Source organism: Psychrobacter sp. CAL346-MNA-CIBAN-0220, from assembly GCF_040309805.1.
Lineage (GTDB): Bacteria > Pseudomonadota > Gammaproteobacteria > Pseudomonadales > Moraxellaceae > Psychrobacter.
On record NZ_JBEOPF010000001.1, the window covers coordinates 145,827 to 172,507 of the forward strand.

Here is a 26,681-nt window from a genome sequence, read left to right on the forward strand (position 1 = left end):
AGGCAATTTAAAGAGGACAAAAAATGCAACTCGAAATTAATGTCATCGACGCTTTTACAGATACTGTCTTTAAAGGAAACTCAGCAGCGGTCATTATTACCGAGAATTGGTTGGCCGAAGAGTTGATGCAGTCGATTGCGACGGAGAATAACTTATCGGAGACTGCTTTTTTAGTTGCCGATAAGTCAGATGACAAAGGCCTGTCAGATAAAAAAGACACTTATCATATCCGCTGGTTCTCACCACTGACTGAAATTGCTTTTTGTGGCCATGTGACTTTAGCCTCCGCTTTTGTCTTATTTAAAAAGAATCCCACTTTAAAAGTTATTAAGTTTTTAGCGAAAGCAGTTGGAATATTAACAGTCGTACAAACCAACTCTGGTAAAATTCAAATGGATTTTCCCAATACTAAACCTGAAAAAGTTGAAACGATTCCTGATAATTTACTAATGGGTTTGTCCATTGCTGCTACTGAGGTTTATCGGAATACGCAGGCATATTTTGTGGTTTATCCATTGGAGTCTGATGTGCTATCGGTAGTTCGTGATAATGAAGTACTCAAACAGCTGAAACCCTTAGATGTCGTCGTTACCTGTCAGGCGCAATCAAAGGATTATGATGAATACGATTTTATCTCAAGATACTTCTGGCCAGCAAACGGTGGTGATGAAGATCCAGTCACGGGGTCGATTCATACGGGTCTAGCACCACTTTGGGCGCAGCGATTGGGCAAAAATGAATTGGTAGCTTATCAAGCGTCAAGCCGAGGCGGGGTGCTAAACTGTACTGTCGCAGGTGATAGAGTACTTGTCTCAGGTAATGCGGTGCAGTATTTAACGGGGTTTATTACTGTGTAAAGATATAGACGTCTTTGTTTTAATAAAGCAATGAGTAGTTGCTAGGCTATCATCAAAAAAACCTCACTGCTGCAACGCCCTAAATTTGCTAAAAATCGCAGCATTATAGATGACTGAAGGAGTAAGTTGCCTTGCCTGAGTTAAAGACTGTTGGCCTTTTTATGCTTACGGCGCTAGCAGAAATTGTCGGTTGCTACCTACCTTATCTTTGGCTACGAGAAGGTAAAACCATTTGGCTTCTTATTCCCAGCGCGCTCAGTTTGATTGCTTTTGTATGGCTGCTGACTCTGCATCCAACCGCTGCGGGTAGGGTTTATGCTGCTTATGGCGGAATGTATATTTTTATGGCGATTATGTGGCTGTGGACAGTCAATGGTATTCGGCCAACCACATGGGATATAGTAGGGTCGGCGGTGGCGCTCTTAGGCATGGCGATTATTATGTTTGCACCGCGCAGCACCTAAATTGCCAAGCAAAGCCTGTTTATTAAATTATTGGGTCCGATTAGCGTGTTTAGGTTCTTAATATGTTCGTAGAAGGTAAGAGTGTGACTCTTATTATGTGGAACAATGAACGTGCGATGAGACTTGGTATGATGAGGTAGGTAATGGCCACCTTAGGCAACGATGTACAGTCGTCTTTAGATGGCCGGTCTTACTTAATGCTGTCCTAATATACTGTTATCATCTTTCTTTGATTTTTTGGCCGCTTTCTTTTCTTTTGCGGTTAAAAGTGGTTTCTTTTTTACATTCTTTTTACTATCTTGGCCTTTACTCATGATTACTTTCCTTCTGAGGTAGCATATAACATATTTGAAATAGCTTCTAAAACCTTTAAAGTCAGCTTGAGCCAACCTAAGGGCAGTGGCTACGCAGTCGCTGCGTAATGAAATCAGTATAGCCTTAAGCCTGAGTAATAGCCAGCTATAGCTCAGGCTCACTATGCGTTGCCGCTACTCATCTGTTAGCCACTTGCTGGACGAAATATGATTATACATACTATACTTTTTCTATTCATCTCTCAAAGTCGCACTCCACTGACGGTAACGTTGATAAGCGCTTACTTACGGATACATGGCGATTTGCTATAATAGGGAACAAGCTGGTTACTAGGGTCAGCAAACTCTTATTTAGCACAATGATGCTCACTGTTTTGGTTAATTTATTATTATGCGTATCCGTAAACTCTTTAAATTTGAAAATGCTCATATTGTTCGTAACTGTAGTTCTGAGCGCTGCAAACACTCTATTCATGGTCACAGCTACCAGATTGAGCTGATCCTTGAGGCCCAGCGTTTAGATCATGGGCAGATGGTTTATGATTTTGGATTATTAAAGTCGTCGATTAAAGACATTATTGATAGCTTTGATCATGCTATTTGTTTTTGGAATCAAGACGATCCTGAATATATCGCTGCTTGTAAAAAGTTCAGTGCGCGCTGGATAAGTTTGCCCGTCTCCCCATCTGCTGAACAGTTCTCCCGAGTGATATTCTTTTGGGCGCAAGAAATTCTGCAACAAACCCAAATGCAAAATGGTGAAGCTGATGTCGCCGTCTATTCGGTGATTGCTCATGAGACTGCGACCGGTTACGCGCAGTGCTTTGCCGGAGACGTATCGAATGAACAAATGGGCAAGCTTGAACTGGATAAATTTGAATTCAGTTCGCAAGTGTCTGCTGAATGGCATGATCCAGAGCTGTATGCCAAGCTGATTCGCGGTGAAAATTTTGTTAACCCAAAGGTAACTATGCAAGTGCCGCAGGTGCAACCTGATGTCTAATGGCAATGAGCATTCTAAAGTTAATCAACAGTCGATAAAGTTAACGCTGACTTCTGAGGCAGATACGCAGGCTTTAGCGCAGCAGTTAGCAAAGTTACCGTTGTCCGGCAGCGTGTGGCTGGTAGGTGATTTAGGTGCAGGTAAAACCACGCTGACCCGTTACTGGCTGCAAGCACTAGGGCACTCGGGCACGGTAAAAAGTCCGACTTATACTTTGGTTGAGCCTTATAGTATTCAGCAAACTGATGGTACGGTTAAGCCCGTTTATCATGCCGATCTATATCGGTTGCAAGACCCAGAAGAGCTGTCTTTTATTGGTTTTGATGAATATCTTGATGAACCGGAGGCACTGGTCATTATCGAATGGCCGAGTCGTGCTGACAGTTATTTACCACCGCCGACATTGTTTATTGATATGACCCAAGGTGACAATGTTCAAGATGATAGTGCTCAAAGTAATAGTGAATCACGACAAGTTGAGCTACGACTGTCACGAGTAGGGCAGGCGCAAGGATTGGATTTATCAGCGCTTAGTCTTTAGTTATTTTTAATAACATTAAGCTTTGTTGAAAAACATCTCAGAAACCATTAAAACCTAATATTACCTTATACCATGTCAGATACCAATGTTAAATAGCAGTGCCAATACACGCATCAAAAAACTATCACCGCTGCTAATCAATCAATTGGCAGCCGGTGAGGTGGTGACGCGTCCGGCGGCAGTGGTTAAAGAGCTGCTTGAGAATGCCATTGATGCGGGTGCTACCAATATTGAGGTGCATATTACTCAAGGTGGCATGGGTATGATTGAGATTGTGGATAACGGCGCCGGTATTCATCCTGATGATATGGCGATGGCAGTTACTCGCCATGCTACCAGTAAAGTTGCTGACATTGCCAATTTGCATGGTATTACGACCTTAGGTTTTCGCGGTGAGGCACTGGCGGCAGTGGCAGCAGTCGCGCGTTTGACGCTGATAAGCAGTCATGATGACAGTGGTATTGGGCGTCAGCTACAAGTGGCTGGCGTATTAGCCGATATGCCAAAACTGACGCCAGTAGTGCACAATCGCGGTACCACAGTCACGGTAAAGGATCTCTATTTTAACGTGCCGGCGCGGCGCGGTAATCTCAAGTCTGTTGCCACTGAGTTTTCCCATATTGAAACTATCGTTCGTGAGGTGGCACTCGCGCGCGCAGATGTGACACTCAGTCTCTTTCATGATCAAAAAAAGCGGCTGTCATTATTAGCACAACCAGCATCTTTACTATCAACACGCTTAGATCAAAGTAATGCCAAGCGCTTGCCGCTATCACGCCTTGAACAAGCGCTCGGATCACCATTGTCTGATAATGCTCTTGAAGTGACAGTAGATTTATCAAGTCTTTTACAACAGCCGGCTATGGCAACTGAGAACGTCACCAACCAAAAGAGTGATTATCAAGCAAAGATTAGTGGTTGGCTATGGCCTACAGATGATCAGCAGAGCTTATTACCTAAGCTATTATATGTAAATGGGCGGCTGGTCAAAGAGGTGCTCATTAGTAACCAATTACGCCAATTGGTAACCAGTGCTGAGCTCAAGGGCCTCGGCTATGCATTATATTTTGAGCTTCCTAGTCATTGGCTTAATATCAACGTCCACCCTACCAAGCAACGTATCAAAATCAGCCCATTAAATAATATCATGGCGCATTTAAGTCACGCTGTCAGTCTTAAGCTTAAGGCTCTTAAGCCTAAAGAGGTGAGTAACCCGCAAACCTCAACTAATAATTTTTTATTAAAACAGACATCAGATAACAACATACCGTCTAAGACTTTGCTATCTACAACCACGTTGTCTGAAGCCAAGACGTCACGCCAGCAAGTGCAGGCACCGAAGCAGCAGTATCAGCATTTAGCAACGCCACAATTACCGAAAGGGTCAACAGACTTTAGCGTCAATGAGACTGTATTAAATCAGCGACTACAAAATTCTGATATAGAGCTCCCTAACATAACGGCTTCTTCTTTGCCACAGTGCTTAGACGTCATCAACCACTTACCTGAACCGTGGTTACTGCTTTATAATCAAGAGCGATTTTTGCTGGTTAGTGAACAGTGCTGGCTGCAAATTTTGCAAAAACTCGCTGACAATCAATCAAAAGTGTCACCATTATTCGAACAAGCGCTATTTGAGCAATCATCATTTAAACAAAAAAAAACGCCTATGAATGCTGCTATTATCAATCAGCACTTAGCCAAAGTTGTCAGCCAGTTATCCGCACAAGAATTTGCAACCTTTACTGTAACCTTTGAGCAAATGTTAAATACCAATGCCTATAAGGTTATAGATACTGAGCAATTAGTAGCGTTACTGTTATCATCCGAGATCAGATAGCTGTTTTCCAAATATTATTATCAATACTTCTGAGAATAGTTATAGAAATAGTTTAATAAGGACAAACAAGAAAATTTGAGAGTGTGCGAAAATAGGAGTTCAGTGTTGTTTATTAAATTGTTATGAAGACAGTACGTCAGTTTCAACTCAAACTAATCATGTTAAAGCCAACCATAATAAAAAGTCACCTATTTAACCAGTAAGAGAAAACCTATGCGACTGCCATCTGATACCTTAGCGGATAATAGTGTGGTGTGCTTAATGGCACCAACGGCTAGCGGCAAGACTGCGCTGGCTTATGAGCTGTATGATACGGGTCGCTACGAGCTGATCTCAGTAGACTCAGCGCTGATATATCGTGATATGAACATCGGTACGGCCAAACCAACGGCAGCTGAGCTTGAGTGTTACCCTCATCATCTGGTAAATATTATTGACCCAACTCAAAGCTATAGTGTGGCGGAATTTGTCACTGACGTCGCCCGTCTTATCGATAGTTGCCATCAAAAGGGTAAAATACCACTATTGGTTGGTGGTACTATGATGTATTACATGGCGCTACTTGATGGGCTGTCACCTGTGCCAGATAGCAAGGATAATGTCCGCCAAAAAGTTGAACAATGGCGGCAGACTGAAGGCATTGATGCGTTATATAATTATCTTAGCAAGGTAGATCCTATCAGCCATCAGCGTCTGAACGCTACCGACACCCAGCGTATCACTCGCGCCGTTGAGGTGCAGTTGCAAACAGAAGTGCCGATAAGCGCCTGGCAGGATCAGCCCAAACAAGCATTGTCGCATAATGCCCACCAGCAGTGGCACGCACTTGCAGTCATGCCTGATCGTGCTTGGCTACACAAGCGTATCGCCCAGCGCTTGGATATTATGTGGCATGAGGGTTTGGTTACTGAGGTCATTGATCTGCTTAAACGTTATCCATTAACGCCAAACTTGCCATCTATGCGCTGTGTTGGCTATCGTCAAGTATTAGAGCATCTCGTTCAGATTGACCATCCAATATTCGATCAGCCACATCTAGATAAAGCTCAGTTTTATGCTATGTTTGGACGATTTGATGAGACAAATCAGGTTCAAGCCTACCAAAATGGGGCGTCGCAACAGACTGAATATCTACTCAAAGCTAACAATGAACTGGGAGCGCTGTCTTGTGACCAAATGCAAAATAAGGCATTATATGCGACAAGACAGCTTGCAAAGCGCCAGTACACTTGGTTGCGTAAATTGATTCAATTACCCAGTTTACCGTTAGATACATCTACATCATTTTATACTGGAAATAATCAAACCACAGTAAGAGCGTTTACGACAATGGCACAGGCTAGGGATTATCTTTTCTAATTGATCACTATGCATGAAAGTTAGGGGTTAGAAAAGCTGTAAAAAATACGGCAGGTCAGCGAGATATACTTTTATAAAAACTTAATAAAAACCAATGACAATAAACTTCAAAGTGTATTTCGGATAGCTGTTATAATTTAGCGGTATTAAATAAAGTATAAACTTGTATAGCTTACTTGCTACTGTAATTTATTAGTATGAATCGATAATTGTTGATAATAACCATTATAGAAACAAGTAGTTACTTATTTATCTACAATAATATTATATTCGCGATAAAGTAGAATTACTTAAGAATAACTGGTGCTCATTTAGATACGTTTCATTAATAAAACTTATTATCGTATCTGCTTATAATCATTATAATTGAGCTAGCACTTATAATAATTATCACTTAAAACATAACTACATAATATTTAGGAGAGTTTTCATGTCAAAAGGACAAACCCTACAAGATCCGTTCTTAAACTCCTTGCGCAAAGACCGCATTCCTGTGTCTATTTTTTTAGTTAATGGCATTAAATTACAAGGTCAAATTGAATCATTTGACCAATATGTGGTACTACTCAAAAATACAGTAAGCCAGATGGTATATAAACATGCCATTTCAACGGTTGTTCCAGCGCGCAATCCGCGAGGTAGCACCACCACTACAGCAACAGGAAGTAGTACACCAGCCCAAAGTACAGGGACTGCCGGTTATCAAGGTGGCAGTACGAGCGGTGGCTTTGAGCGCGGTAGTAATGCTACTAGTACTGATGGCGGCTTTGAAGAACGCGGCTTTACTTCTGCCTCTAATCGTAGTGGCTTTAATCGTAGCGGCTTTGGTCAGGGTCAAGAGCGCGGCTTTGAACGTGGAAGCTTTGGTCAGGGTCAAGAGCGCGGCTTTGAACGTGGTGGATTTGGTCAAGATCGTGGTTTTGACACCCCAGCCGATAATGCTGGCCCAGAAGACAAGCCCAATGATGATTTTGATAACAGTAACAACAATAGTTAGTCGTTTAATGCGTAAGTATTAAAAACATTATATCAAAAGGTTATAAACTTTGCGCCACGCTGCTATGTGCCATGATTTTTATTATTATGACTTTTATATAGCTACTTGCTATCAAAATGACTGCTATTAAATAAAGGCCTACTATCAGAGTGGGTCTTTTTTCTATATCCCTTCTAATTATTATTTCTTCTGGTAGATATAGCTCTAATGATGCGCTAATAACGGGTAGTCTACATATTTTCAGCTATATTATTAATATTGGCTATAATATAGTAAAATGTGTCATTGATTCATTACAAGCATTGAGCCAACCCATGATTAATAGCCCACGTAGCTTAACCCACGACCAATTTATTATTAACGCCATTGATGCGATTAAAACTGAGCAAGCTGCTCTCGAGTTATTGGTTGAGCAGATAGATGATCGATTTGCACAGGCTTGTGATGTCATCTTAGCTTGTGCGGGTCGGGTAGTAGTGACGGGTATGGGCAAGTCGGGACTGATCGGACGTAAGATAGCAGCAACGTTTGCCTCTACTGGTACGCCGTCCTTTTTTATGCATCCTGGTGAAGCCGGTCATGGCGATTTGGGTATGCTGGTAAAAGGCGATGTGCTGCTGGCCATTTCTAACTCTGGTGAGTCTGATGAGATTAAGACACTATTACCAGTAGTCAAGCGTTTGGGTATTCCCCTGATCAGTATCAGTCGTGATAAGCGCGGTATGCTACCACGCGCTGCTGATATTATGCTGACATTAGGTCAATTTGAGGAAGCATGTCCGCTAAAGCTGGCGCCTACTTCGAGTACGACAGCAACGTTAGCGCTGGGTGATGCTTTAGCGGTAGCCTTGCTACATGCGCGTCATTTCACCTCAGAAGATTTTGCATTATCACATCCTGCTGGTGCCCTCGGTCGCCAGCTATTGACGCGAGTCGAAGATTTGATGCATACCACTTCAGAGGACTTGCCACTGGTCAATCAACGTTCTCTACTACATGAAGCCTTATTCACTATGTCTAATGGACGCTTGGGTATGACGGTAGTGACCGATGATGATAAAAAAGTCGTTGGTGTTTTCACTGATGGTGACTTGCGCCGCGGTTTAGAAAAAGGCATTGATCTGGCCACACCGATGCGTGAGGTAATGACCACCAATCCGCGGCATGTGAATAAAACCATGCGCGCCTCAGATGCTTTGAGTGTGATGAACGAAAATGCCATCAGTCAGTTGCTGGTAATGGATGAAGATGGTCATTTAGATGCTATTATTACCGTTCATGACTTACTGCAAGCTGGCGTAATATAAGCAGCTAATGCTACCGCTTAATTGTTTTGGTTTTGATTTTATATTAAGTAAGATAGACCCTATTATAAGAGGCAGATTATGCAAGACTTAATAAAAAAGGCGGGTCAAGTAAAGCTATTGGTGCTAGATGTCGATGGTATTTTATCGAACGGTCAGATTATCTATGATGCTAACGGCATTGAGACCAAAGCATTTTCGGTACAAGATGGCGTTGGGATTAAGTCTTTAGCGCATTATGGTATTTCGACGGCCATTATTACCGGTCGTAGCAGTCCTATGGTGAACAAGCGCGCCGCGGAGATGGGTGTTGATTATGTGGTACAAGGTCGAGATGATAAGCTAATCGCTTTGAATGAGCTGCTCTCAACACTGGACATTACAGCCGCTGACTGCGCTTATATGGGTGATGATTTACCTGATATTAAAGCCATGCAAACGGTAAGCTTTGCCGCTACCGTACCTAATGCCCATTCAGAAGTGATCAATCGTAGTGATATGGTCACTACTCGCGCTGGTGGTTATGGTGCCGTTCGTGAGGTATGTGATCTTATTCTAAAGGGTCATGGTCATTATAAAGACTTTATTGCACAGTATACCCTGGATGATACAAGGGTTCAGCATAACTCTCTTGATCACACTCAAGCGAGTACACAGGATAACTTGTCGTGAATACTCGTATTTTAATTATCTTAGCTTTGATTATTGCTGGTATTGCTGGTTGGTTTTTCCAGCAGCAAGGAAAGATCTCGCCGCCAGTAAATATAGAGGCATCAGAAGTTGATTATGAAGCCACAGATATTAAAGCGGTACAGACCAATGAGCAAGGTGAGACTGAGTATGAACTTAATGCTGAGTCATTAACCCATAATCCGGTGACCAATCAGGATGAGATGTCAGGCATCACCATGAATTGGGAGCCCTCAGATGAGCAGCGCTACCGTATTGAGGCGGGCAGTGCGGCCATCAATCAGCAAACGGGTGAGCTACATTTATCGGGCGGCTTTACCTTAGTGAGTGAAGACAAAGTTAGTGAGAATAAGACAGCTGCGACCGACATAGAACCGATACAAGTGACCGGTCAGACGCTTAAAGGTAACACTAAATCGCGGCAAGTTTATAGTAATGAGCCGGTCAAGGTCGTACAAGGCATGAACCGTTTTGAAGCCTCCAGCATGAAAGCCAACCTTGAGACTGGGGAGTATGAATTCGGGAAAGTGGCGGTGACCTTTACTCCCGTAGAACGCCAAAATAAAGCGCTATTTTGATAATGGCAATTATCTATGACCTATCTTGTGAGAGCTTAGAATAGACGATAACAACATTATCAAAAGTACCATTTATATTCATCATTACTTACCAATTATCAAAAGAGTAATTGTTTATGAAATTCAAATTTTTGCCGGCTATGCGCTCCATATTAACCTCTCCCATTCAAGCATCGCGTTGTCTGCAGACGTTGCCTATGGTGTTGTTATTGGCGCTACCACTGTACAGTTATGCACTGCCTTCGGATGCCAATCAGGCGATTAAGCTACTTGCTGATAAGGCGACTTATAGTGAGCGTACCGGTGTGACCAGTTATTCTGGTAGTGTCATCATTACCCAAGGATCGCTGAAGATGACCGCTGATAACATCACAGTGAATTTATCACAGCAGCGCAGTATCAATTCAGCGATAGCGACCGGACGACCAGCGACCATGCAGCAGATCGTTAGCCAAGAAAAGGGACTAGCAAAAGGCCAAGCCAATAAAATTGACTATAATGCAATGACTGGCATCATCACTTTAACAGGCAATGCTAAATTGACTCAAAACGGTGCCAGTTTTGCCGGTAACGTCATACGTTATAGCCTAAAAGCGGGTGACGTAGAAGCGACAGCTGGCGGCAATCAGCGCGTTGAGCTGGTATTTCCACCCAGTAATAGTACCAACCAAAACAGCATACGCTAACTTGAACAGCACCTGCCAAATAGTATAAGCACTGCAAGGTGAAAAAGAGCAGTTACGGTAGCTGATGACTGAGCATTCTCTTAAGTAGATCGTAATTTTTGTACCTAATTTTTGTAATAGCATGAGTAAGTTATGAGTGATAATAGCAGTACTAATACCAGTATTCATCATCTGTCGCCAACCAGCAGCGCCGAGCCTGTCGCCCGTTTGGTCATGCAAAATTTAGGTAAACGTTACGGTAAGCGCTGGGTCGTCAAAGACGTGTCATTTTCTGTTGAACAAGGTCAAGTGGTGGGTCTATTAGGTCCTAATGGTGCAGGCAAGACCACTAGCTTTTATATGGTAGTGGGCTTGGTCAATATGGATAAAGGCCGCGTTACTTTGGGAAAAATGGACTTATCTAAATATGCCATGCATGAGCGGGCGCGCGCTGGTATTGGCTATCTGCCGCAAGAAGCGTCCATCTTCCGTAAGTTGTCTATCGAAGATAATATTCTAGCTATTTTACAAACACGTAAAGAATTAACCGCCAGCGACCAGCGTCAAGAACTTGAAAAATTGATTGATGAGTTCCATTTAGAACATGTCCGTGAATCATTAGGTATGAGTGTCTCAGGCGGTGAGCGCCGTCGCTGCGAGATTGCCCGTGCCTTAGCAGCCGACCCCAAGTTTATCTTATTAGATGAGCCTTTTGCGGGTGTTGATCCGATTTCTGTTGGCGATATTAAAGAGGTTATCTTAGCCTTGAAAAATCGTGGTATTGGCGTATTAATTACCGATCATAACGTCCGTGATACGCTAGCCATTTGTGAAAAAGCCTATATCGTCTCCGAAGGTGCGATTATCGCAGAGGGTACGCCGCAACATATCCTAGATAATGATTTGGTTAAAACGGTCTATTTGGGTAAGGATTTTCAGGTATAAATGAGCTTGATGTTACCAATATTATAGATCCAATAGGTATCATTGATACTAAATAGAATAAATACGCTAGTAGTCACGTGTGACTGGTAAAAATTTATGGCTTACGGTATGCCGTATTGTCCTAGATACTGCAAAATTTACCAGTAACTCCGTATCCGTCTTAAAATAGATGGGCAATAGAAGCGATTAACTTAATGATTGTTTTTTGAAATTTTCATCTCTATCCTTATTCTTTTTCAACCTTATTATTGCTCGCAGTGAATGCTTTTATATTACTTGAAGTGCTTATTATCGTCCTGCTCGTAGCTGCTTTGACTGTCAAGCTGTGAAGCAAATAAGTCACTGCCAATAACCCATTGAACTGTGCTAAATGCATCGCAACAATTCGTATTTCCTCTAGCGCTCGTCTCAGCAATAGCATATTACCTATCATTTATTTTTCTATTGATAACCTGCATAAGGCTTACCTACTATGGCAAAAAATAAAAGCAGCTATGTCTGTCAGCATTGCGGTGCTCATTTTGGTAAGTGGGCGGGACAATGCTCTGATTGTGGCGAATGGAACAGCTTGGTTGAGGCGCCCAATGTTAGTATGCCTCATCATAATAAGACTGCATCTAAGCCAGCAGCTAACCGGGCGCCGTCGCGTAGTGCCGGTGGTGGTGCACCTACGGGAAACTATTCAGGAACCCATAGCGCGGTTATGCCGCTCAATGCGGTTAGTGTGTCTTTAGATGCGCGTATGTCCACAGGCATTGGCGAGTTTGATCGGGTATTAGGTGGCGGATTAGTTGCTGGTTCTGTGGTATTGATAGGGGGTGACCCAGGTATTGGTAAGTCGACTATTTTGCTACAGACGGCCACTAACATGGCCCGTGCTGACTCACTAGCAGGCAGTGCGCTTTATGTCACTGGTGAAGAGTCACTCGCGCAGGTCGCCATGCGTGCTAAGCGTTTGGATCTACCGGCTGATCGTCTGCGGGTGCTGGCTGAAACTAATGTAGAGACGATATGTGCTGCGTTGACGCAAGAGCAGCCCGCCATTGCTATTATTGACTCTATTCAGACGATCTATACCGATGCTATTAATTCAGCGCCAGGCGGCGTCAGTCAAATTCGAGAATCTGCCGCTATTCTGACTCGATATGCAAAGCAAACCGGCACGGCGCTATTCTTAGTTGGTCATGTAACCAAAGAAGGTACACTGGCAGGTCCGCGAGTACTGGAGCATATGGTCGATGCTGTGCTGTATTTTGAAGGGCAGTCTGACTCGCGATTCCGGATGATTCGTGCCGTCAAGAATCGCTTTGGGGCGGTCAATGAGTTAGGGATTTTTGGCATGACCGATATGGGACTCAAAGAAGTGGCTAACCCGTCTGCTATCTTTTTGAGTCGTTATGATAAGCCAGTATCTGGATCAGTGGTCATGGTTAGCCGCGAAGGCACACGTCCATTATTGGTTGAGGTACAAGCCTTAGTTGATGATTCCCAAGGGCAGCCACGCCGGATGGCGCTTGGGCTTGATTTTCAGCGCTTATCCATGTTACTAGCAGTCATGCATCGTCATGGCGGTATTCATACCAGCGGGCAAGATGTTTACGTCAACGTTGTTGGCGGCGTAAAAGTTATGGAAACGGGTTCGGATTTAGCGGTGTTATTAGCTTGCGCGTCGAGTATTAAAGAAAAACCGTTACCGTCGTCATTGGCAGTATTTGGTGAGGTAGGTTTATCGGGTGAGATTCGTCCAGTACCTAATGGACAAGAGCGCTTAAAAGAGGCGATGAAACACGGTTTTACCCATGCTATCGTTCCTAAAGCCAATGCGCCTGCCAGTAATGCTGCTCAGTTTAAAGGCATTAAGGTGATTGCCGTAGAGCGCCTTGATGAGGCCATTGAAAGTGCGTTTGAATTATAGTTTTTATCTAAACAATACCTTCCGTACTATCAATAAAAAAACGTCAAACCAATAAAAAAGCGCCAAGTTCATATGAACTTGGCGCTTTTTTATGTCTGTAAAATATTTATACAATAACTAGTCTCTAAAACTAAGGGCCTGAAACACGCTCAATAGCAACATTACCAACACCCTTGGCAGTCATACCTAACTGCTTGGCAGCACCATAAGATAGATCTAATACACGGTTACCTGAGAACGGGCCACGATCATTGACTTTGACGACTACAGTTTTGCCATTGGTTTTGTTGGTGACTTTAACATAACAGTTCAAAGGTAATGAGCGATGAGCAGCAGTCAAAGCATTCATATCAAAGGTATCGCCACTGGCTGTTTTGCGACCATGAAATTTACGACCGTACCATGAAGCAAGACCTGTTTGTTTAAACTTACTGACAGAATTAGAGGCGACAGCAGTTAGGCGCTCAAGCACGTCTTCATCATTGCTTAATTGCGAAGTATCACTAGCCAGTAGGGAGCTATTAAGCGCTAAGGATGTTGGCTGACGTGCTGATTTAACCAAGCTTGATGCACTGTCATGCTGGCGAGTAAGCTCACCAAGGACACGATCAATATGGGAAGCGTTATCTTTTGACAACGTCATAATGGACGTTTTTGCTTCTACTGCATTTGCATTGGAGGCCATTGCAGAGCCAGCAAATAGACACACTGACATTGTAAGTAAACCAGATAAACGCTTATTCATAAATACCTCTATAACTTATACCTTAAAACCTAATCTTGAAATTCTAAGATTGAGCGTAGCAATATTAGACCACTCTAAGACTGCCTTATACTCTAAAGTCTCTAATATCCATAACTATTAGATTAATAGTCATGGATATTAAATACAGACTTTTTGTAGGCTTTAAGGTATGGATAAGTTTTTTATTTCGTTGTCATGAGTTTGCAGACGGCAGATAATATCCGCTGATACTTATGTCATGTTCAAACAATAACTGATTATAATAACAAAAACATAGCATTAGAAAAAAGTAATAAGTTAGCTCTAAGTGTCCGTTATATTTTCTTAGATACTTATTTTATTCAGTACTTATTATGTTTGAGACCATTAAACAAATAAATAATCTAAGTAGTATTACGCAACGCTTTGTTATTAAACCGTTAACTAAGTATTGTCTTTGAAAGCTTAAATGATAATAGGCGCTAACTATACTCAAAAGCTATGACTCAAATATAATTAAATGCTAACTTTGTTAGTAGCTGTGTACGGGTTGTGTATCAAACACACTAAAAGGAGAGTAACTCAATTTTTTGCAAAAAACAAGCGTTAAGATATATAACAAATATTGAATAGATAGCGTATGATTAGGGTGGTGAAGCAGTAATTAATGATATTTTACTGTAACAATAACAATAGTTTATGTGAGATAGCTACTTAATATAATGATTATTATTGTTAAGTAACATTTAATAAAAATACCATCAAAAAATGATAATACCACGTTAGATTAACGTGAATGTCTTTGTTTATAGATTTAAAAAATTCATTAATCCATACTCACAGTTTGCTAAATAACCTACTTTATTCGCTACTGTCAAGAGCCTTACTTGACATCTTGTTATCGTTATTTCAAGCTCTAGGATAAAACTAACTTAAAGCTGGAAATAATTATTTATTTATCATTTAAGGTATCGATTGTTGCTCTATTTGAAGATTATAGGTTAGTAGGTGCTATGAGTATGAATCGACATCAGCAAGCCGAAACCAGCCATTAGAGTCACAATAGCGGTGCCGCCATAACTAACAAAGGGCAAGGGAACACCAACGACGGGCAAGATACCACCGACCATACCCACATTGACAAATACGTAAACGAAGAATGACATGGCAATAGCGCCTGCCAGCAGCCGGCTGTAAGTATCGGGATTTATAAAGGCAATATATAGCGCGCGCGATAGCAGGCAAGCATATATAAACATTAGCAATATCACACCGACGAGACCGAACTCTTCAGAAAAAGCCGCAATAATAAAGTCGGTATGACCTTCGGGTAAAAAATGTAGATGCGCTTGAGTACCGTCTAGATAACCTTTACCGGTAAGACCACCCGCACCAATCGCTATTTTGGATTGAATAATATTCCAACCCGCCCCTTGGACATCGGCCTCAGGATTGAACAGAGTTAAAACCCGCATGCGCTGATAATCATGTAATAAAAAATACCATGCAAAGGTCATAAGCGGTATTGATAAAGCCAGCGCGCCTGAGATTATCCACCATGATACCCCAGCCAAAAACAGCACAAAAATACCACTTAAAGCCACTAATAGTGAGGTGCCCAAATCAGGTTCTTTGGCAATCAATAGTACAGGTATGATGGTTAAGCTTAGCGTTATTACGACACTCGATAGCGACGGCGGTAGCTCACGCTTGGATAAAACCCAGGCACACATCATCGGCATGCCAAGTTTCATAAATTCTGACGGTTGTACACTACCGAACCCCGGTAAATTAATCCAGCGCTGGGCACCCATTCGTACTTCGCCAATGATATCAACCAACACCAGTAGCACGAGCCCCAAGACGTAAAATAGGGGAGTGAACGTACGATAAATACTGGGCGGTACTTGGGCCATGGTAAACATTACCCCAAACCCTATACCATAACTGACCATCTGACGGATAACCATAGCGCTATTTTGAGTCGAGGCACTATATAATATGGTCAAACCAATACAGCAAATGGTTAGCAAGAGCAGGGTCAACCAGGGATCAATATGAATACGCTGCCATAGCGTCGGCACATTATGGGGATCGAGATGATGGCTGTGGCGTGAAAATCGATACTGCGGATTAAAAGACATAGGCAAGGTGCGGCTGAAGAATGGCGTTAAAAGAAGATATTAAAGTATTTGTTGTGATAAGTGACAGTGAATCTAGTAAAAAGTAACGTATCAGCAATAAAGTAACGTCATTATAGAAAATGATGAGGATAAGTGTTAATAACAAATATATGGTGGCAGATAAAAGAGGATAGTTTAGCCTGCTCGCTTAAAATTTGATAGTATCGATAAAATGTTTTTAGTGGTATCTGCCCGCAATGATAAATGTAAAAGACCGCGTCCATAGAATTATCCATATGCCTATCAACACGCATGATAAGCCCCTGATCTATCAGACAAAAACAGCCGTCACGGCAATCCCGACCTCTTTTATTGCTGCTGTCATTAAGCCTACCATAGCGCTACTTATTGGCATTAGTAGTGTCAGCGTCCATGCCGCTATTTTGAGTGATGATAGTGAGCGACGTATTCAAATACGTCACGGTAGTAGCAATGACAGTAGCACTGTTTATATTGCTCCCTCGACTACTGCCACAATAAGTAATAGTGCGGGCGTCACTATGTTAAATGAACAAAGTAGCGACAGTATGCAAGGCCTTATTCAACAAAAACAACGTGAATTTGAGTTCGATGCCAAGTTATCGATAGAAGAGAATAAACGCGTAAACGTTAAACGGGGCGGGTCTCGTTATAGCAGCACTGATCGCAATACGTCTTACAACGCTACCTCCTATCGTACAGAAAACAATAGTTATAGCAGCTATAGCAGTTATGTTGATATGAACTTCAACGCCTGGCTGAATAGCAATCGCTTTCGTGCCCAAGAAGTTGCCAATTACCAGCGTTACCTAAGCTCGCAAATTGGCGCTAAAAACGTGCCGCCATTAGATCAGCTGCTAACGACTGCCCGTAGCTGGGAAAAATGTGGCTACGAGCCCTATCAGTTGCCGCCCCAAGAACTATGGTCAAATATTGTGCCTACATTGCGGCTTTATAGTCAGCTAAAAAATCAAGGAATATTACCAGCCAGTAGCGAGATTCGTTCAGTATATCGCAGTCCGGGACTCAATGATTGTGCGGGCGGGGCTAACAGCAGTAAGCATATGACTGCTAGTGCAATAGACATTTGGGTACCTGAATACGATGATAATTTATGGCAGCTTAGTAATATGCAGGATAGTTTATGTCAGTTTTGGCAATATCAAGGTGAGTCTCATAATTTTGGGCTAGGATTGTATTCAACGGGCGCCCTTCATTTAGACACTGAAGGCTATCGTAAATGGGGTTTTAATCATGCGAGTAGCAGCTCAGCGTGTCGCTATTAATGTTTGTAACTATTAACAATTATATGACCAAAATAACTACTGTCATCAAATGAAATGAAGAATTAACCTAAGCATTAACAGCGCCTAAAAGAATGATAATTGAAGTAGCCAGCGGTCGAAAATCTAGATTCATAAAAAATGGAGCACTAAAAATTAGTAAAAAGCCACTTAAGTATGTTTTAATAGTTATAGATTATTGTTTGTTTTTCATACAAGCCTATTATTTGAAAAGTAAAATTGTAGAGCTTGATATAAGCGAGACTCATGAAGGACTTTTGGTCATTAATAGTAGCAACCGTGCGTAAGTGCCGTCTGATTGATTACATAGCGGCACAATCAAAAACAACGCATCTTGTATGGCTTATTATTGCTGTCTCATTACTATCGATTATTAATTCTTGTAGTCTATCAGCCTCCACCGACAGCGAGGCTGATAGAGAAGCAGCAATTGTTCAGCAAAAACACCAAGATGTTACAGAGATTGAAGATAATATTGAAAACTCTTATGCACGGCTAGCTGCCCAGCACCCAGATATCTGCCCAAAATTAATACAAAAAGATATCGATAACAACGAAATTCAGCGCCTTGCTGAAGTTATGGTAAATAACTATTGTGATTATTTTCTATACCTACGTACCGGCCAAAATATTATGGTTAGTGTTGATAACAATCAAATTGATGCCCTGCTAATTGTCCCTGTTTTACATGACTTTGCTAATGGGGCGTATGAAGTCACATCCTATGATAAGCATGTGATTCGATTGTCTTATAATGGTGCTTCTTATAAGCCTGAACGCTTGAGCTATAATGTGACCATAAATATTAGCGACTAAGTTTATTACGCCCTAAGTCTATAATTAAGGCGTCGCTTGCTTTTCCTCCCATGGATTGTCTTGTCCAACCGTCACAATTAAAAATTTATCCGGATGGAGTGTGTCGCGCATTGTTTGATTAATTTCTGATAGTTGTACGTTATCAATACGGGTCACATAGTCGGCTAAATAACTATCAGGTAGTTGGTAAAAATTCATCATTCCCAGCAAACCATTAATCCCGGCATTACTGGCAAAGCCCATCGGAAAACTGTTTTTTAAGTTATCTGTCGTTAGGCGCATCTCAGCAGCAGTAATACCTTTATCTAACGTATCGTTAATCACCTCTACGCTGGCATCAATTGCCGCGCGGGCTTTGTCATTGCGCGTCGCAAAGCTGATTTGATAAGGGCCGCGTGCTAGCATCGGGTTCATAGATCCTGAGATGCCATAGGTATAACCAAGGTTTTGCCGAATTTCGGTCATCAGCCGCGCATTAAAATCACCGCCTGCCATTACCTCATTGCCGACTGCAAAGTTGGTTTGCTGCTGCTGCGCTTTAGAATCAGTAGCGCGTTTATCACCCAATTGCCCCATTAGTACTGTGGTTTGAGTACTGGGAAAGGGGATATGAATATGCTGGGCTTGGGTAAGCGGCTTTGGTTCAGGTAGGGTGGCTGCGGATTTGCCAATGGATAAATTAGTAGTAAGGTCTTCAGCAAGTTTTTTAGCTTGGTTTAGAGTCAAGTTACCCGTCATTGCCAGCGATGCATTAGCAGCGACCAAATAGCGTTTTTGAAAAGCAGTCAAATCTTGTTGTTCAATAGTGGGCACTGTTTCAAGCGTGCCAGAAGACGGATGGGCATAAGGGTGTTCACCATATAATGCTTGATTGAAAGCAATACTAGCTAGGCTACCGGGGTCTTGTTTTTGCTGCTGTAAGCCGACTAATAAACGCGCTTTATTACGCGCTAAAATTTGCTGATTAAAATTGGGCTCAGTAAGCATTTGGGTCATTAGATCAATAGCAGGTAATAGATGCTCATCATCAGACAAGCTGCGTAGCGAGACGATAAACATATCCTTATAAGCGCTGCTATTTAGATTGATACCTAAGGTTTCAACTGCGCGCGTAAAATTATTTTCATCTAAGCTATTAGTACCTTGGGTAAGCATAGTGGCAGTCATACTGGCAATACCAAAGCCGTTCGCACGTATATCGCCATCGCGAGCGCTACCCGCGTTAAAGCGTAGATCAATATCAACAATAGATAATGTTGCTGCGCGCACAAAGGAAACTGAAATTCCATTTTTGGTTTTAAAGTGTTCAATAGTTGGCACGGTCACTTGCAACGGTTTGACGTTATCAAGGCTAGTGAGTTTAGATTGCGCGGCAATAGGGGCATTTGCATCGATTGCTGCCATAGAAGCACGACGATCTTCTACTTGATTCGAGTCGGCATAAGCGGGAATAGCCAGTGTTACTAAACCTAAAACCATGCCAGCCCTCATATAAGAGGCTCGAGCAGTCTTAAATCGTGTTAATTGTGACGCTTGATTAAGGATCAATGCGGTGCTTTTTATCTTGAATATAGAAGTCTTATACGTCATAACTGTCTTCTTAATAAAGGGCTTCTTAATAAATAGTTTCTTAAAATATGGGTCGGATGCTAAATGGATGAAATCGTAGCAAAGGTTGACTCAAAGCGTTTTTTTTAATTATTGGTCTTTGTTTTATTAACGTCAGCTTTATTCTTTTGGTCTTCAGGTGGTACGACATGCATAACGGTTAAATTATCTTTGACCAAGTATTTTTGACTGGCGGCTTTAATATCAGCAATCGTTACCCTATCGAGTTTGGCTGGTAGGGTGGCAATTAATCGGTCATCAAGTCCGATAGACTGTAGAGAACCAATCATTTGGGCCTGACCCTCCATACTGTCTTGAGCGTATACTAGACCTGTCACTGTATTGGTTTTAGCGCGGCTGATTTCATCAGCATCTATCGGATCAATGGCAAGTTTACTAATTTCAGTCATGATAGCTTTCTGTGCAGCTTCTAGGCTCACGCCTTCGCGCGGTGTTGCTTGAATTAAGAACAGCCCATCGCCGCGATCAAACAAGTCATAAGAGGTACCAACTGAGGTCAGTAACCCTTGCTCACGGATCAAACGGCTCTCTAGGCGGGCAGATAAGCCACCATCTAACACGTCTTGCGCCAGTGATAACGCATAAACTTGTTTTTCATCGGAAGGCTTAGCAGTTAGTAAACTGGGTACGTTATAACCCATTAGTAATACCGGTACTTGTACCGCTTGCTCGGAGTTGACTTGCTGATAACCACGGAACCCTTTTTGGCGGACAGCAGGGCGTTTAGGAAGTTTGCTGGCAGGCAAGTCACCAAAGTAGCGTTTGATTTGTGTTAGTACCTCTTGGGGCTCAACGTCACCGACGATAACCAAGGTTGCATTGTTCGGTGCATACCAAGTTTTATACCAATCTTTTAATTCTGGCAGGGTAATTGATTCAAGCTCGCTCATGGGCCCAATGACGGACTCACCTTTGGGACTATCGGGCAAAGCCAGTAGGCGAAACGATTCATAAGCTTTAGCAAGTGGATTGTCATCGGTACGCTGACGACGTTCTTCCATGACCACTTGATGCTCTTTAGCAAACTCTTTGGCATCAAAGCGTAAGTTCTTCATGCGATCTGCTTCGAGCTCAAGGGCTAAGGGCAGACGATTGGCCGGAAATAACTCATAATAGCCGGTATAGTCATAGCTAGTAAAAGCATTATTGACCCCACCAAATTTAGCAATTAAGCGCTCAAAGTCATCGCTTGAAACGTCAGTTGTACCTTTAAACATCATGTGCTCTAGTACATGCGAAATACCCCCTTTATCAAGCGGTTCATCCGTTGAGCCTACCCGATACCAAATCTGAGTCATTACTACTGGCGCGCGGTGGTCTTCTTTGACAATAATCTTGAGACCATTATCCAACTGATACTCATGGCGACCAGACATATCGATAGCCAAAGCGGATGGTTTATCAGCACTTTGGCTAGTTGAATCTTGAGTCACGGAGGTTTGAGTAGGGTGCACCATTTTAGAGGTAGATGCAGGAGGTATAGCAGTCGTTTGGCAGGCAGCAAGGATAGTAGCTAACGCTAGACAACTGGCAACGCGCAGTGACGTAGCGGGCAGTGATAAGGACAAAGAGACAGAGAGGGGTGAGGGGAGCATAGTATTCTCAACTTCTAAAGATAGCGACTAATACAGTAATTTTAAATATAACAATCAATCAAATACAGCAACGAGCAATACTATATAGAATGTTTTATATTAGAAATTAAAATGGCCGTTGGTTCAAGCGCTTGAAGCGTGTTACAACCTACTGCTAAAGAAGACAAAGCAGCGATAATGAGCGAGAAGGTTATTTTAGTAACTTTCTCATGCCTAGATCTCTTATGTTTAGCATTTTTTGATCGATTCTGGAACTTCAATAAATGATAATGTTCTAATAAGCGTGATTGCATTGAGGATGACATGATAGATCCTACTTATATAAAATAACGATTGAAGATATGAATGTTAAATTTTGCCATAAAAGCGAAGTAAGATCATAACGCTTTATGTGCGCCAACTATGACACTAGCGGTCGGCTTAAATTCTTGGGTCGTACTACAGCCTGTTGCTGAAAACGCCAGTGTTGATATGATAAGTATTGAGCTAATGCTTACGAAATTTTTGTAGTGAGCAACTATTGATGACATCTGCATTCCTATTAAATGGCGACTAAAAAATAGATAACGTGATAATGGCAAAGGGCTAAATAAAAATGAATAAGGTATTCCAAACTGTAGCGAAGTTTAACTTAGCAACGGTCAGATTTTTGTGTTCAAACCTTAAGCGAAGCTTTCTTAGATAGTTTGTAGTGCTTTGCTGTGCGTTAGGTTATGGTCTTGGCTGAGCCTATCTTGAATTATGCTAAACTAGCATAAAAACCATCTCTTATTTTAACGATGCTAATAATGACTTTACAATAAACATATTACTGACAGTGATAACTTTTAGGGCAAGCTTATGAACAATTCAAATAATGCCAATCGCGTGGTCATCAACCTTGATGACAGCCTCGATGATTTAGATGATGATGATATTACCCTACCCAGTCTGCTGGCGCAATCTGTCGCTATTATTGATGAGTACGATTCTAAGCCTGAACCTGAAAAGTCCAATGATAGCAGCACTCAGCATAACCAAGACAGCAGTGGAGAATTAACAAGTGCGGATGCAGCAGTAGAGATAGCATTAGGGGCGCCGATTGTATCACCAGAAGTAAAAAATGAGATCGAAAGTACGTCGCCTAGTGCCAGTCCATCACAGAATGCAATAAAAAATGAGACCACGCAACCTGCGATACCAACAATGCCGTTGCAAGAGCAGTTAGGAGATAGTGGCAGTGCTCATTCTAAAAGTAGTGGGGCTGAACCCTCTAACTTAGAATCATCTAAAGTAGAGTCAGAACAAAAAGATGAGCCGCAAGATGCCCAAGAAAATGAGCCACAAGGCCGACAAAAAGGCAGTTGGTTTAATCGCATGAAATCTGGACTCACTAAGTCACGTAAAAACCTAGCCGAAGGTATGGTAAGTATTCTTATTGGTGGTAAAGAGATTGACGATGAGCTATTAGAGGAAGTTGAAGACCAATTATTGGTAGCGGACATCGGCGTGAACGCGACCAACCGTATTATTAAAAGCTTAACTGAACAGACGACGCGTGGCGATTTAATCTATGCGCATTCTTTATATAAAGCGCTACAGACTGAGCTGGTTGATATTTTGACACCCAAAGTGGCGCCGCTGGTCATTGACACCAGTAAAAAACCTTTCGTTATTTTAGTGGTTGGCGTTAATGGCGTAGGCAAAACCACCACTATCGGTAAGCTTGCCAAGCGTTTACAAGGCGAAGGTAAATCGGTCATGCTGGCCGCTGGTGATACCTTCCGCGCTGCCGCTACTGAGCAGCTTCAGATCTGGGGTGATCGTAATAACATTCCCGTAGTTGCTCAAGGTCATGGCTCAGACAGCGCCTCAGTTATTTTCGATGCCATGCAATCTGCCAAAGCTAAAAATGTCGATGTACTGATAGCAGATACTGCTGGCCGCTTGCAAAATAAAACCCACTTGATGGCGGAGCTTGAAAAAGTGGTCAGGGTCATGCGTAAATCTGATCCAAGCGCGCCCCATGAAGGCATGATTGTTCTTGATGCTGGCACGGGACAAAATGCCATTAATCAAGTTGAACTTTTTAATAAAGTCGTACCATTAACTGGTATTACTATTACTAAATTGGATGGTACTGCTAAAGGTGGGGTAGTGTTCAACATTGCTGAAACCTCTGATGTGCCTATTCGTTATATTGGGGTTGGTGAGTCTATCGATGATTTACGTGCCTTTAGTCCAAAACAGTTTGTCGCGGCGTTGTTTGAGACTGATGACAAGTAACTGATGACAAGGGACTTTTAAATAGAAACCATATCAATGAGGTAGAGATTATGATTATCACCAGTATAGCGTTGTCCGATATAGCAAATGATAATGCACAGCTACCTGAAGCAGCGCTTTTGTTCGGCAGTCATATGCTAAACGGTGTGCCAAAGCTTATTTGGTGTAACTGGCTTGCTACCGATGTGTGCTGGCAAGATAATATTAATCTGACCAAGTTAACCAAGCATTATGGTTTTGATAAAACTGATTCTCAATTTGTACCAGCCTCGAAGCTCAATGCCAATAGTCCTGAGCAGCAGTTACTGTTAGCGAGTATCGCGCAAATGCAGCAATATTTACAAGGGACGCGTCAACATTTTGACTTACCTTTAGACTTATCATCCGGTACTTTGTTTCAACAGCAAGTTTGGCAGGCGTTACAAGATATCAGCCACGGTCAAACCATCAGCTATGCCACGCTTGCGCAGCGTGTTAATAACCCTAAAGGATATCGCGCCGTTGCTAATGCCAATGGCAAGAACCCATTTAGCATTATTATTCCTTGTCATCGCGTAATCAGTAGTGACGGCAAACTTGGCGGCTACACGGGCGGATTGGATAAGAAAGAATATTTGTTAGCGCTAGAGGGTGTTGAGTGTAAAGGATAGCTTTAAGGTTAAAAACCAAAATTTTAAGATATATATCAAATAAAAGTGCACTAAAAAAGCCAAATACTTTGAAGTGTTTGGCTTTTTTATTTTTATATAAGCTATTGATTAATTAAGAGTTTACAACTAACCATTACTCCTCTAGCTGCGCCATTACCTCATCTGAGAAGTTGACATTGGTATAAACGTCTTGTACGTCATCGATGTCTTCTAACATATCAATCATTTTCATCACTTTTAGCGCGTCATCAATATTATCAATTTCAGCACTAGTCGCGGGCGCCATAGTCACCTCAGCATTATCGGATACTAAGCCTGCGGCGTTTAAAGCATCTTTAACTTGCCCAAAGCTATCCACTTCGGTAATGACTAATAGCGTCTCTCCATCATTTTCGATATCAAGGGCACCTGCATCTAACGCGGCAAGCATGACATCATCCTCTAAACTCATATCATTAAAACTAATCTCACCGCGCTTGTTGAATAAATAAGCGACAGAACCTGACGTGCCTAAATTACCATCGTGTTTGGTGAATGCATGACGTACTTCACTGACTGTACGATTAACGTTATCAGTCATGGTTTCCACCAATACCGCCACGCCGCCAATCCCATAACCTTCGTAACTGATCTCTTCCATGTTTTCGTTATCGCCGCCACCAGTACCGCGGGAAACAGCACGATTGATCGTATCTCTAGTCATGTTAACTGATAAAGCTTTTTCAATGACAGCTCGCAAGCGCGGATTTTTATCAGGGTCGGGGTCACCTTGCTTGGCAGCTGAGACAATTTCGCGGATAATTTTAGTAAATACTTTACCCTTTACCGCATCCTGACGGGCTTTACGGTGTTTGATATTTGCCCATTTTGAATGACCTGCCATACTATATCCTTAAGTTTTTCTTACTATTTATTATGCTAAAAAAAGCGGCTAAAAACAGCCGTTTATATTGACTGATATGGCTTTTATTTTGTGACTGCTAGGTTTGTTTGCCGTTTTAAGCTTACGTGCAAGTGAGCGATTTGTATGTTGTTAAGGGCGGTTTTTTGCTACACTGTGACAAACTATGAGGCAATATGTTGGCCATTAATAATCATAAGTTACCGATATTATAGACCACTTATACGCATTTTGACTAACCCAAGCCAGTGCCGGTTACTTTAAAGCATTCGATTTTATAAAACTACTAATCTTGTGACCTTACTGACTCTATGAAGCAACCAACTACCGAAGCCATTACCCATCTACGTAAGCGCATTCATATCATTATTGAAGGGACAGACACCCGTTTGGGTAAGCTTTTTGATATTGTATTATTGATTGCGATTTTGGCCAGTGTGGCCGTAGTGATGCTTGATAGCGTGCTCTATATGCGCTTACAGTTTGGGATGATATTTTTTTATGCTGAATGGTTTTTTACCATTTTATTTACCATTGAGTATAGTTTAAGACTGTTTTCAGCACCCAACCGCCTACGTTATGTTTTTAGCTTTTTTGGGGTAGTGGATTTACTCTCCGTGCTACCAAGCTACTTGAGCCTTATATTTGTCGGCGTGCAATATCTACTAGTAATACGTATTTTGCGTATTTTACGAGTGTTCCGGGTTCTAAAACTTAAAGCCTATATGCAGCAAGCTGGCTTTTTGGCATCAGCTCTGAAGACTAGCCAGCAAAAGATTACTGTATTTTTCTTATCTCTGGTGCTATTAGTCACCATTTTTGGATCGGTCATTTATGTGGTTGAAGGGCCAGAAAATGGTTTTACCAGTATTCCGCTGTCTATTTATTGGGCGGTAGTAACCATGACGACAGTAGGTTATGGTGATATATCGCCAAAAACCCCTCTAGGTCAAACCATTGCAACCCTAGTCATGATTACTGGTTATTCTATCATTGCGGTACCGACGGGAATCTTTACCTCTGAGCTTGCCCGTAATATGCGCCCACAGCTTAATCCAATTACCTGTCCGAACTGTGGTAAGTTCGGTCATGCGGTAGGGGCGGCGTTCTGTGATCGTTGTGGCCATGCGCTGCACGTATAATAAGTAGCTGTTTTTATAGGA

Annotated in this window: 23 protein-coding genes; 18 read left to right on the forward strand and 5 right to left on the reverse strand. The window is 42.1% G+C overall.

Translation table 11 applies throughout. The features are described from left to right. Positions 1-23: 23 nt before the first annotated feature. The 13 genes from AAEY88_RS00550 to radA all read left to right on the forward strand — a co-directional run bounded on the left by AAEY88_RS00550 (position 24) and on the right by radA (position 13,472). The gene (locus tag AAEY88_RS00550; protein ID WP_350557647.1) at positions 24-857 is read left to right on the forward strand and encodes a PhzF family phenazine biosynthesis protein; all 834 of its coding nucleotides are present in this window, start codon (positions 24-26) and stop codon (positions 855-857) included. A gap of 131 nt (positions 858-988) precedes the next feature. Next, on the forward strand, positions 989-1,321 hold the full coding sequence (locus tag AAEY88_RS00555; RefSeq protein ID WP_350557649.1) for a YnfA family protein: 333 nt from the start codon (positions 989-991) through the stop codon (positions 1,319-1,321). Positions 1,322-2,026: 705 nt separating this feature from the next. Next, positions 2,027-2,638 (forward strand): 6-carboxytetrahydropterin synthase, encoded by a 612-nt coding sequence (locus AAEY88_RS00560; RefSeq protein ID WP_350557651.1) that lies wholly within the window; start codon positions 2,027-2,029, stop codon positions 2,636-2,638. Continuing rightward, positions 2,631-3,179, forward strand: a complete 549-nt coding sequence (gene tsaE, locus AAEY88_RS00565; RefSeq protein ID WP_350557653.1) for a tRNA (adenosine(37)-N6)-threonylcarbamoyltransferase complex ATPase subunit type 1 TsaE — start codon at positions 2,631-2,633, stop codon at positions 3,177-3,179. Before AAEY88_RS00560 ends, tsaE begins: the two co-directional genes overlap by 8 nt. A gap of 85 nt (positions 3,180-3,264) precedes the next feature. Continuing rightward, positions 3,265-5,019 carry a DNA mismatch repair endonuclease MutL gene (gene mutL / locus AAEY88_RS00570; protein WP_350557655.1) on the forward strand — a complete coding sequence of 585 codons (1,755 nt, stop codon included), beginning with the start codon at positions 3,265-3,267 and terminating at the stop codon, positions 5,017-5,019. A gap of 213 nt (positions 5,020-5,232) precedes the next feature. Beyond that, positions 5,233-6,378 carry a tRNA (adenosine(37)-N6)-dimethylallyltransferase MiaA gene (gene miaA / locus AAEY88_RS00575; RefSeq protein ID WP_350557657.1) on the forward strand — a complete coding sequence of 382 codons (1,146 nt, stop codon included), beginning with the start codon at positions 5,233-5,235 and terminating at the stop codon, positions 6,376-6,378. 430 nt (positions 6,379-6,808) lie between these two features. Then, positions 6,809-7,375, forward strand: a complete 567-nt coding sequence (hfq, locus tag AAEY88_RS00580; RefSeq protein WP_350557659.1) for an RNA chaperone Hfq — start codon at positions 6,809-6,811, stop codon at positions 7,373-7,375. 314 nt (positions 7,376-7,689) lie between these two features. Beyond that, entirely contained in the window at positions 7,690-8,682 is a 993-nt protein-coding gene (locus AAEY88_RS00585) for a KpsF/GutQ family sugar-phosphate isomerase (RefSeq protein WP_350557661.1), read from the forward strand. 78 nt (positions 8,683-8,760) lie between these two features. Beyond that, positions 8,761-9,351 (forward strand): HAD hydrolase family protein, encoded by a 591-nt coding sequence (locus AAEY88_RS00590; RefSeq protein ID WP_350557663.1) that lies wholly within the window; start codon positions 8,761-8,763, stop codon positions 9,349-9,351. Then, positions 9,348-9,947: an LPS export ABC transporter periplasmic protein LptC gene (gene lptC, locus AAEY88_RS00595; RefSeq protein ID WP_350557665.1), complete on the forward strand. Its 600-nt coding sequence runs from the start codon at positions 9,348-9,350 to the stop codon at positions 9,945-9,947. The genes AAEY88_RS00590 and lptC overlap by 4 nt, the downstream gene beginning before the upstream one ends. A 197-nt stretch (positions 9,948-10,144) precedes the next feature. Next, positions 10,145-10,633 (forward strand): lipopolysaccharide transport periplasmic protein LptA, encoded by a 489-nt coding sequence (lptA, locus tag AAEY88_RS00600; RefSeq protein WP_350560371.1) that lies wholly within the window; start codon positions 10,145-10,147, stop codon positions 10,631-10,633. A 213-nt stretch (positions 10,634-10,846) separates the two neighbouring features. Beyond that, entirely contained in the window at positions 10,847-11,557 is a 711-nt protein-coding gene (gene lptB / locus AAEY88_RS00605) for an LPS export ABC transporter ATP-binding protein (RefSeq protein WP_350560373.1), read from the forward strand. A 472-nt stretch (positions 11,558-12,029) separates the two neighbouring features. Then, entirely contained in the window at positions 12,030-13,472 is a 1,443-nt protein-coding gene (gene radA, locus AAEY88_RS00610) for a DNA repair protein RadA (protein WP_350557667.1), read from the forward strand. A gap of 130 nt (positions 13,473-13,602) precedes the next feature. On the opposite strand, the gene AAEY88_RS00615 is transcribed toward radA, so the two are convergent. Beyond that, complete coding sequence (locus tag AAEY88_RS00615; RefSeq protein ID WP_407074376.1) at positions 13,603-14,217, reverse strand: septal ring lytic transglycosylase RlpA family protein; 615 nt, start codon at positions 14,215-14,217, stop codon at positions 13,603-13,605. 980 nt (positions 14,218-15,197) lie between these two features. Next, a complete protein-coding gene (gene rodA, locus AAEY88_RS00620) occupies positions 15,198-16,340 on the reverse strand; it encodes a rod shape-determining protein RodA (RefSeq protein ID WP_350557669.1) in 1,143 nt (380 codons plus the stop codon). A gap of 275 nt (positions 16,341-16,615) precedes the next feature. Here rodA and AAEY88_RS00625 point away from each other — a divergent pair, with 275 nt between their 5' ends. Beyond that, positions 16,616-17,644, forward strand: a complete 1,029-nt coding sequence (locus AAEY88_RS00625; protein WP_350557671.1) for a D-Ala-D-Ala carboxypeptidase family metallohydrolase — start codon at positions 16,616-16,618, stop codon at positions 17,642-17,644. A 264-nt stretch (positions 17,645-17,908) separates the two neighbouring features. Continuing rightward, positions 17,909-18,478 (forward strand): hypothetical protein, encoded by a 570-nt coding sequence (locus AAEY88_RS00630; RefSeq protein ID WP_350557673.1) that lies wholly within the window; start codon positions 17,909-17,911, stop codon positions 18,476-18,478. Between the two features lie 24 nt (positions 18,479-18,502). Here AAEY88_RS00630 and AAEY88_RS00635 read toward each other — a convergent pair whose 3' ends face one another. After that, positions 18,503-19,957, reverse strand: coding sequence for a pitrilysin family protein (locus tag AAEY88_RS00635; protein ID WP_350557675.1), 1,455 nt, complete (start codon positions 19,955-19,957; stop codon positions 18,503-18,505). A 215-nt stretch (positions 19,958-20,172) separates the two neighbouring features. Beyond that, positions 20,173-21,702 carry a pitrilysin family protein gene (locus tag AAEY88_RS00640; protein ID WP_350557677.1) on the reverse strand — a complete coding sequence of 510 codons (1,530 nt, stop codon included), beginning with the start codon at positions 21,700-21,702 and terminating at the stop codon, positions 20,173-20,175. A 1,356-nt stretch (positions 21,703-23,058) separates the two neighbouring features. Between AAEY88_RS00640 and ftsY the strand changes: the two genes are divergently transcribed. Next, positions 23,059-23,967, forward strand: a complete 909-nt coding sequence (gene ftsY / locus AAEY88_RS00645) for a signal recognition particle-docking protein FtsY (protein ID WP_350560377.1) — start codon at positions 23,059-23,061, stop codon at positions 23,965-23,967. A 134-nt stretch (positions 23,968-24,101) separates the two neighbouring features. Further along, positions 24,102-24,617 carry a methylated-DNA--[protein]-cysteine S-methyltransferase gene (locus AAEY88_RS00650; protein WP_407074409.1) on the forward strand — a complete coding sequence of 172 codons (516 nt, stop codon included), beginning with the start codon at positions 24,102-24,104 and terminating at the stop codon, positions 24,615-24,617. Between the two features lie 133 nt (positions 24,618-24,750). Here AAEY88_RS00650 and AAEY88_RS00655 read toward each other — a convergent pair whose 3' ends face one another. Next, positions 24,751-25,500: a YebC/PmpR family DNA-binding transcriptional regulator gene (locus tag AAEY88_RS00655; RefSeq protein ID WP_350557681.1), complete on the reverse strand. Its 750-nt coding sequence runs from the start codon at positions 25,498-25,500 to the stop codon at positions 24,751-24,753. 329 nt (positions 25,501-25,829) lie between these two features. On the opposite strand from AAEY88_RS00655, the gene AAEY88_RS00660 reads away from it, so the two are divergent. Then, positions 25,830-26,660, forward strand: coding sequence for an ion transporter (locus AAEY88_RS00660; protein ID WP_350557683.1), 831 nt, complete (start codon positions 25,830-25,832; stop codon positions 26,658-26,660). The last annotated feature ends 21 nt before the right edge of the window (positions 26,661-26,681 follow it).

Excerpts from the sequence above, each read along its gene's own strand:
- AAEY88_RS00660 (WP_350557683.1), top strand. The coding sequence starts at position 25,830 with ATGAAGCAACCAACTACCGAAGCCATTACCCATCTACGTAAGCGCATT.
- AAEY88_RS00560 (WP_350557651.1), top strand. The coding sequence starts at position 2,027 with ATGCGTATCCGTAAACTCTTTAAATTTGAAAATGCTCATATTGTTCGT.
- AAEY88_RS00625 (WP_350557671.1), top strand. The coding sequence starts at position 16,616 with ATGCCTATCAACACGCATGATAAGCCCCTGATCTATCAGACAAAAACA.
- AAEY88_RS00655 (WP_350557681.1), bottom strand. The coding sequence starts at position 25,500 with ATGGCAGGTCATTCAAAATGGGCAAATATCAAACACCGTAAAGCCCGT.
- tsaE (WP_350557653.1), top strand. The coding sequence starts at position 2,631 with ATGTCTAATGGCAATGAGCATTCTAAAGTTAATCAACAGTCGATAAAG.
- AAEY88_RS00615 (WP_407074376.1), bottom strand. The coding sequence starts at position 14,217 with ATGAATAAGCGTTTATCTGGTTTACTTACAATGTCAGTGTGTCTATTT.
- lptB (WP_350560373.1), top strand. The coding sequence starts at position 10,847 with ATGCAAAATTTAGGTAAACGTTACGGTAAGCGCTGGGTCGTCAAAGAC.
- AAEY88_RS00650 (WP_407074409.1), top strand. The coding sequence starts at position 24,102 with ATGCTAAACGGTGTGCCAAAGCTTATTTGGTGTAACTGGCTTGCTACC.
- AAEY88_RS00635 (WP_350557675.1), bottom strand. The coding sequence starts at position 19,957 with ATGGTTTTAGGTTTAGTAACACTGGCTATTCCCGCTTATGCCGACTCG.
- AAEY88_RS00585 (WP_350557661.1), top strand. The coding sequence starts at position 7,690 with ATGATTAATAGCCCACGTAGCTTAACCCACGACCAATTTATTATTAAC.
- AAEY88_RS00590 (WP_350557663.1), top strand. The coding sequence starts at position 8,761 with ATGCAAGACTTAATAAAAAAGGCGGGTCAAGTAAAGCTATTGGTGCTA.
- ftsY (WP_350560377.1), top strand. The coding sequence starts at position 23,059 with ATGAAATCTGGACTCACTAAGTCACGTAAAAACCTAGCCGAAGGTATG.
- AAEY88_RS00640 (WP_350557677.1), bottom strand. The coding sequence starts at position 21,702 with ATGCTCCCCTCACCCCTCTCTGTCTCTTTGTCCTTATCACTGCCCGCT.
- hfq (WP_350557659.1), top strand. The coding sequence starts at position 6,809 with ATGTCAAAAGGACAAACCCTACAAGATCCGTTCTTAAACTCCTTGCGC.
- AAEY88_RS00550 (WP_350557647.1), top strand. The coding sequence starts at position 24 with ATGCAACTCGAAATTAATGTCATCGACGCTTTTACAGATACTGTCTTT.
- mutL (WP_350557655.1), top strand. The coding sequence starts at position 3,265 with ATGTTAAATAGCAGTGCCAATACACGCATCAAAAAACTATCACCGCTG.
- miaA (WP_350557657.1), top strand. The coding sequence starts at position 5,233 with ATGCGACTGCCATCTGATACCTTAGCGGATAATAGTGTGGTGTGCTTA.
- radA (WP_350557667.1), top strand. The coding sequence starts at position 12,030 with ATGGCAAAAAATAAAAGCAGCTATGTCTGTCAGCATTGCGGTGCTCAT.
- AAEY88_RS00630 (WP_350557673.1), top strand. The coding sequence starts at position 17,909 with ATGAAGGACTTTTGGTCATTAATAGTAGCAACCGTGCGTAAGTGCCGT.
- lptA (WP_350560371.1), top strand. The coding sequence starts at position 10,145 with ATGGTGTTGTTATTGGCGCTACCACTGTACAGTTATGCACTGCCTTCG.
- rodA (WP_350557669.1), bottom strand. The coding sequence starts at position 16,340 with ATGTCTTTTAATCCGCAGTATCGATTTTCACGCCACAGCCATCATCTC.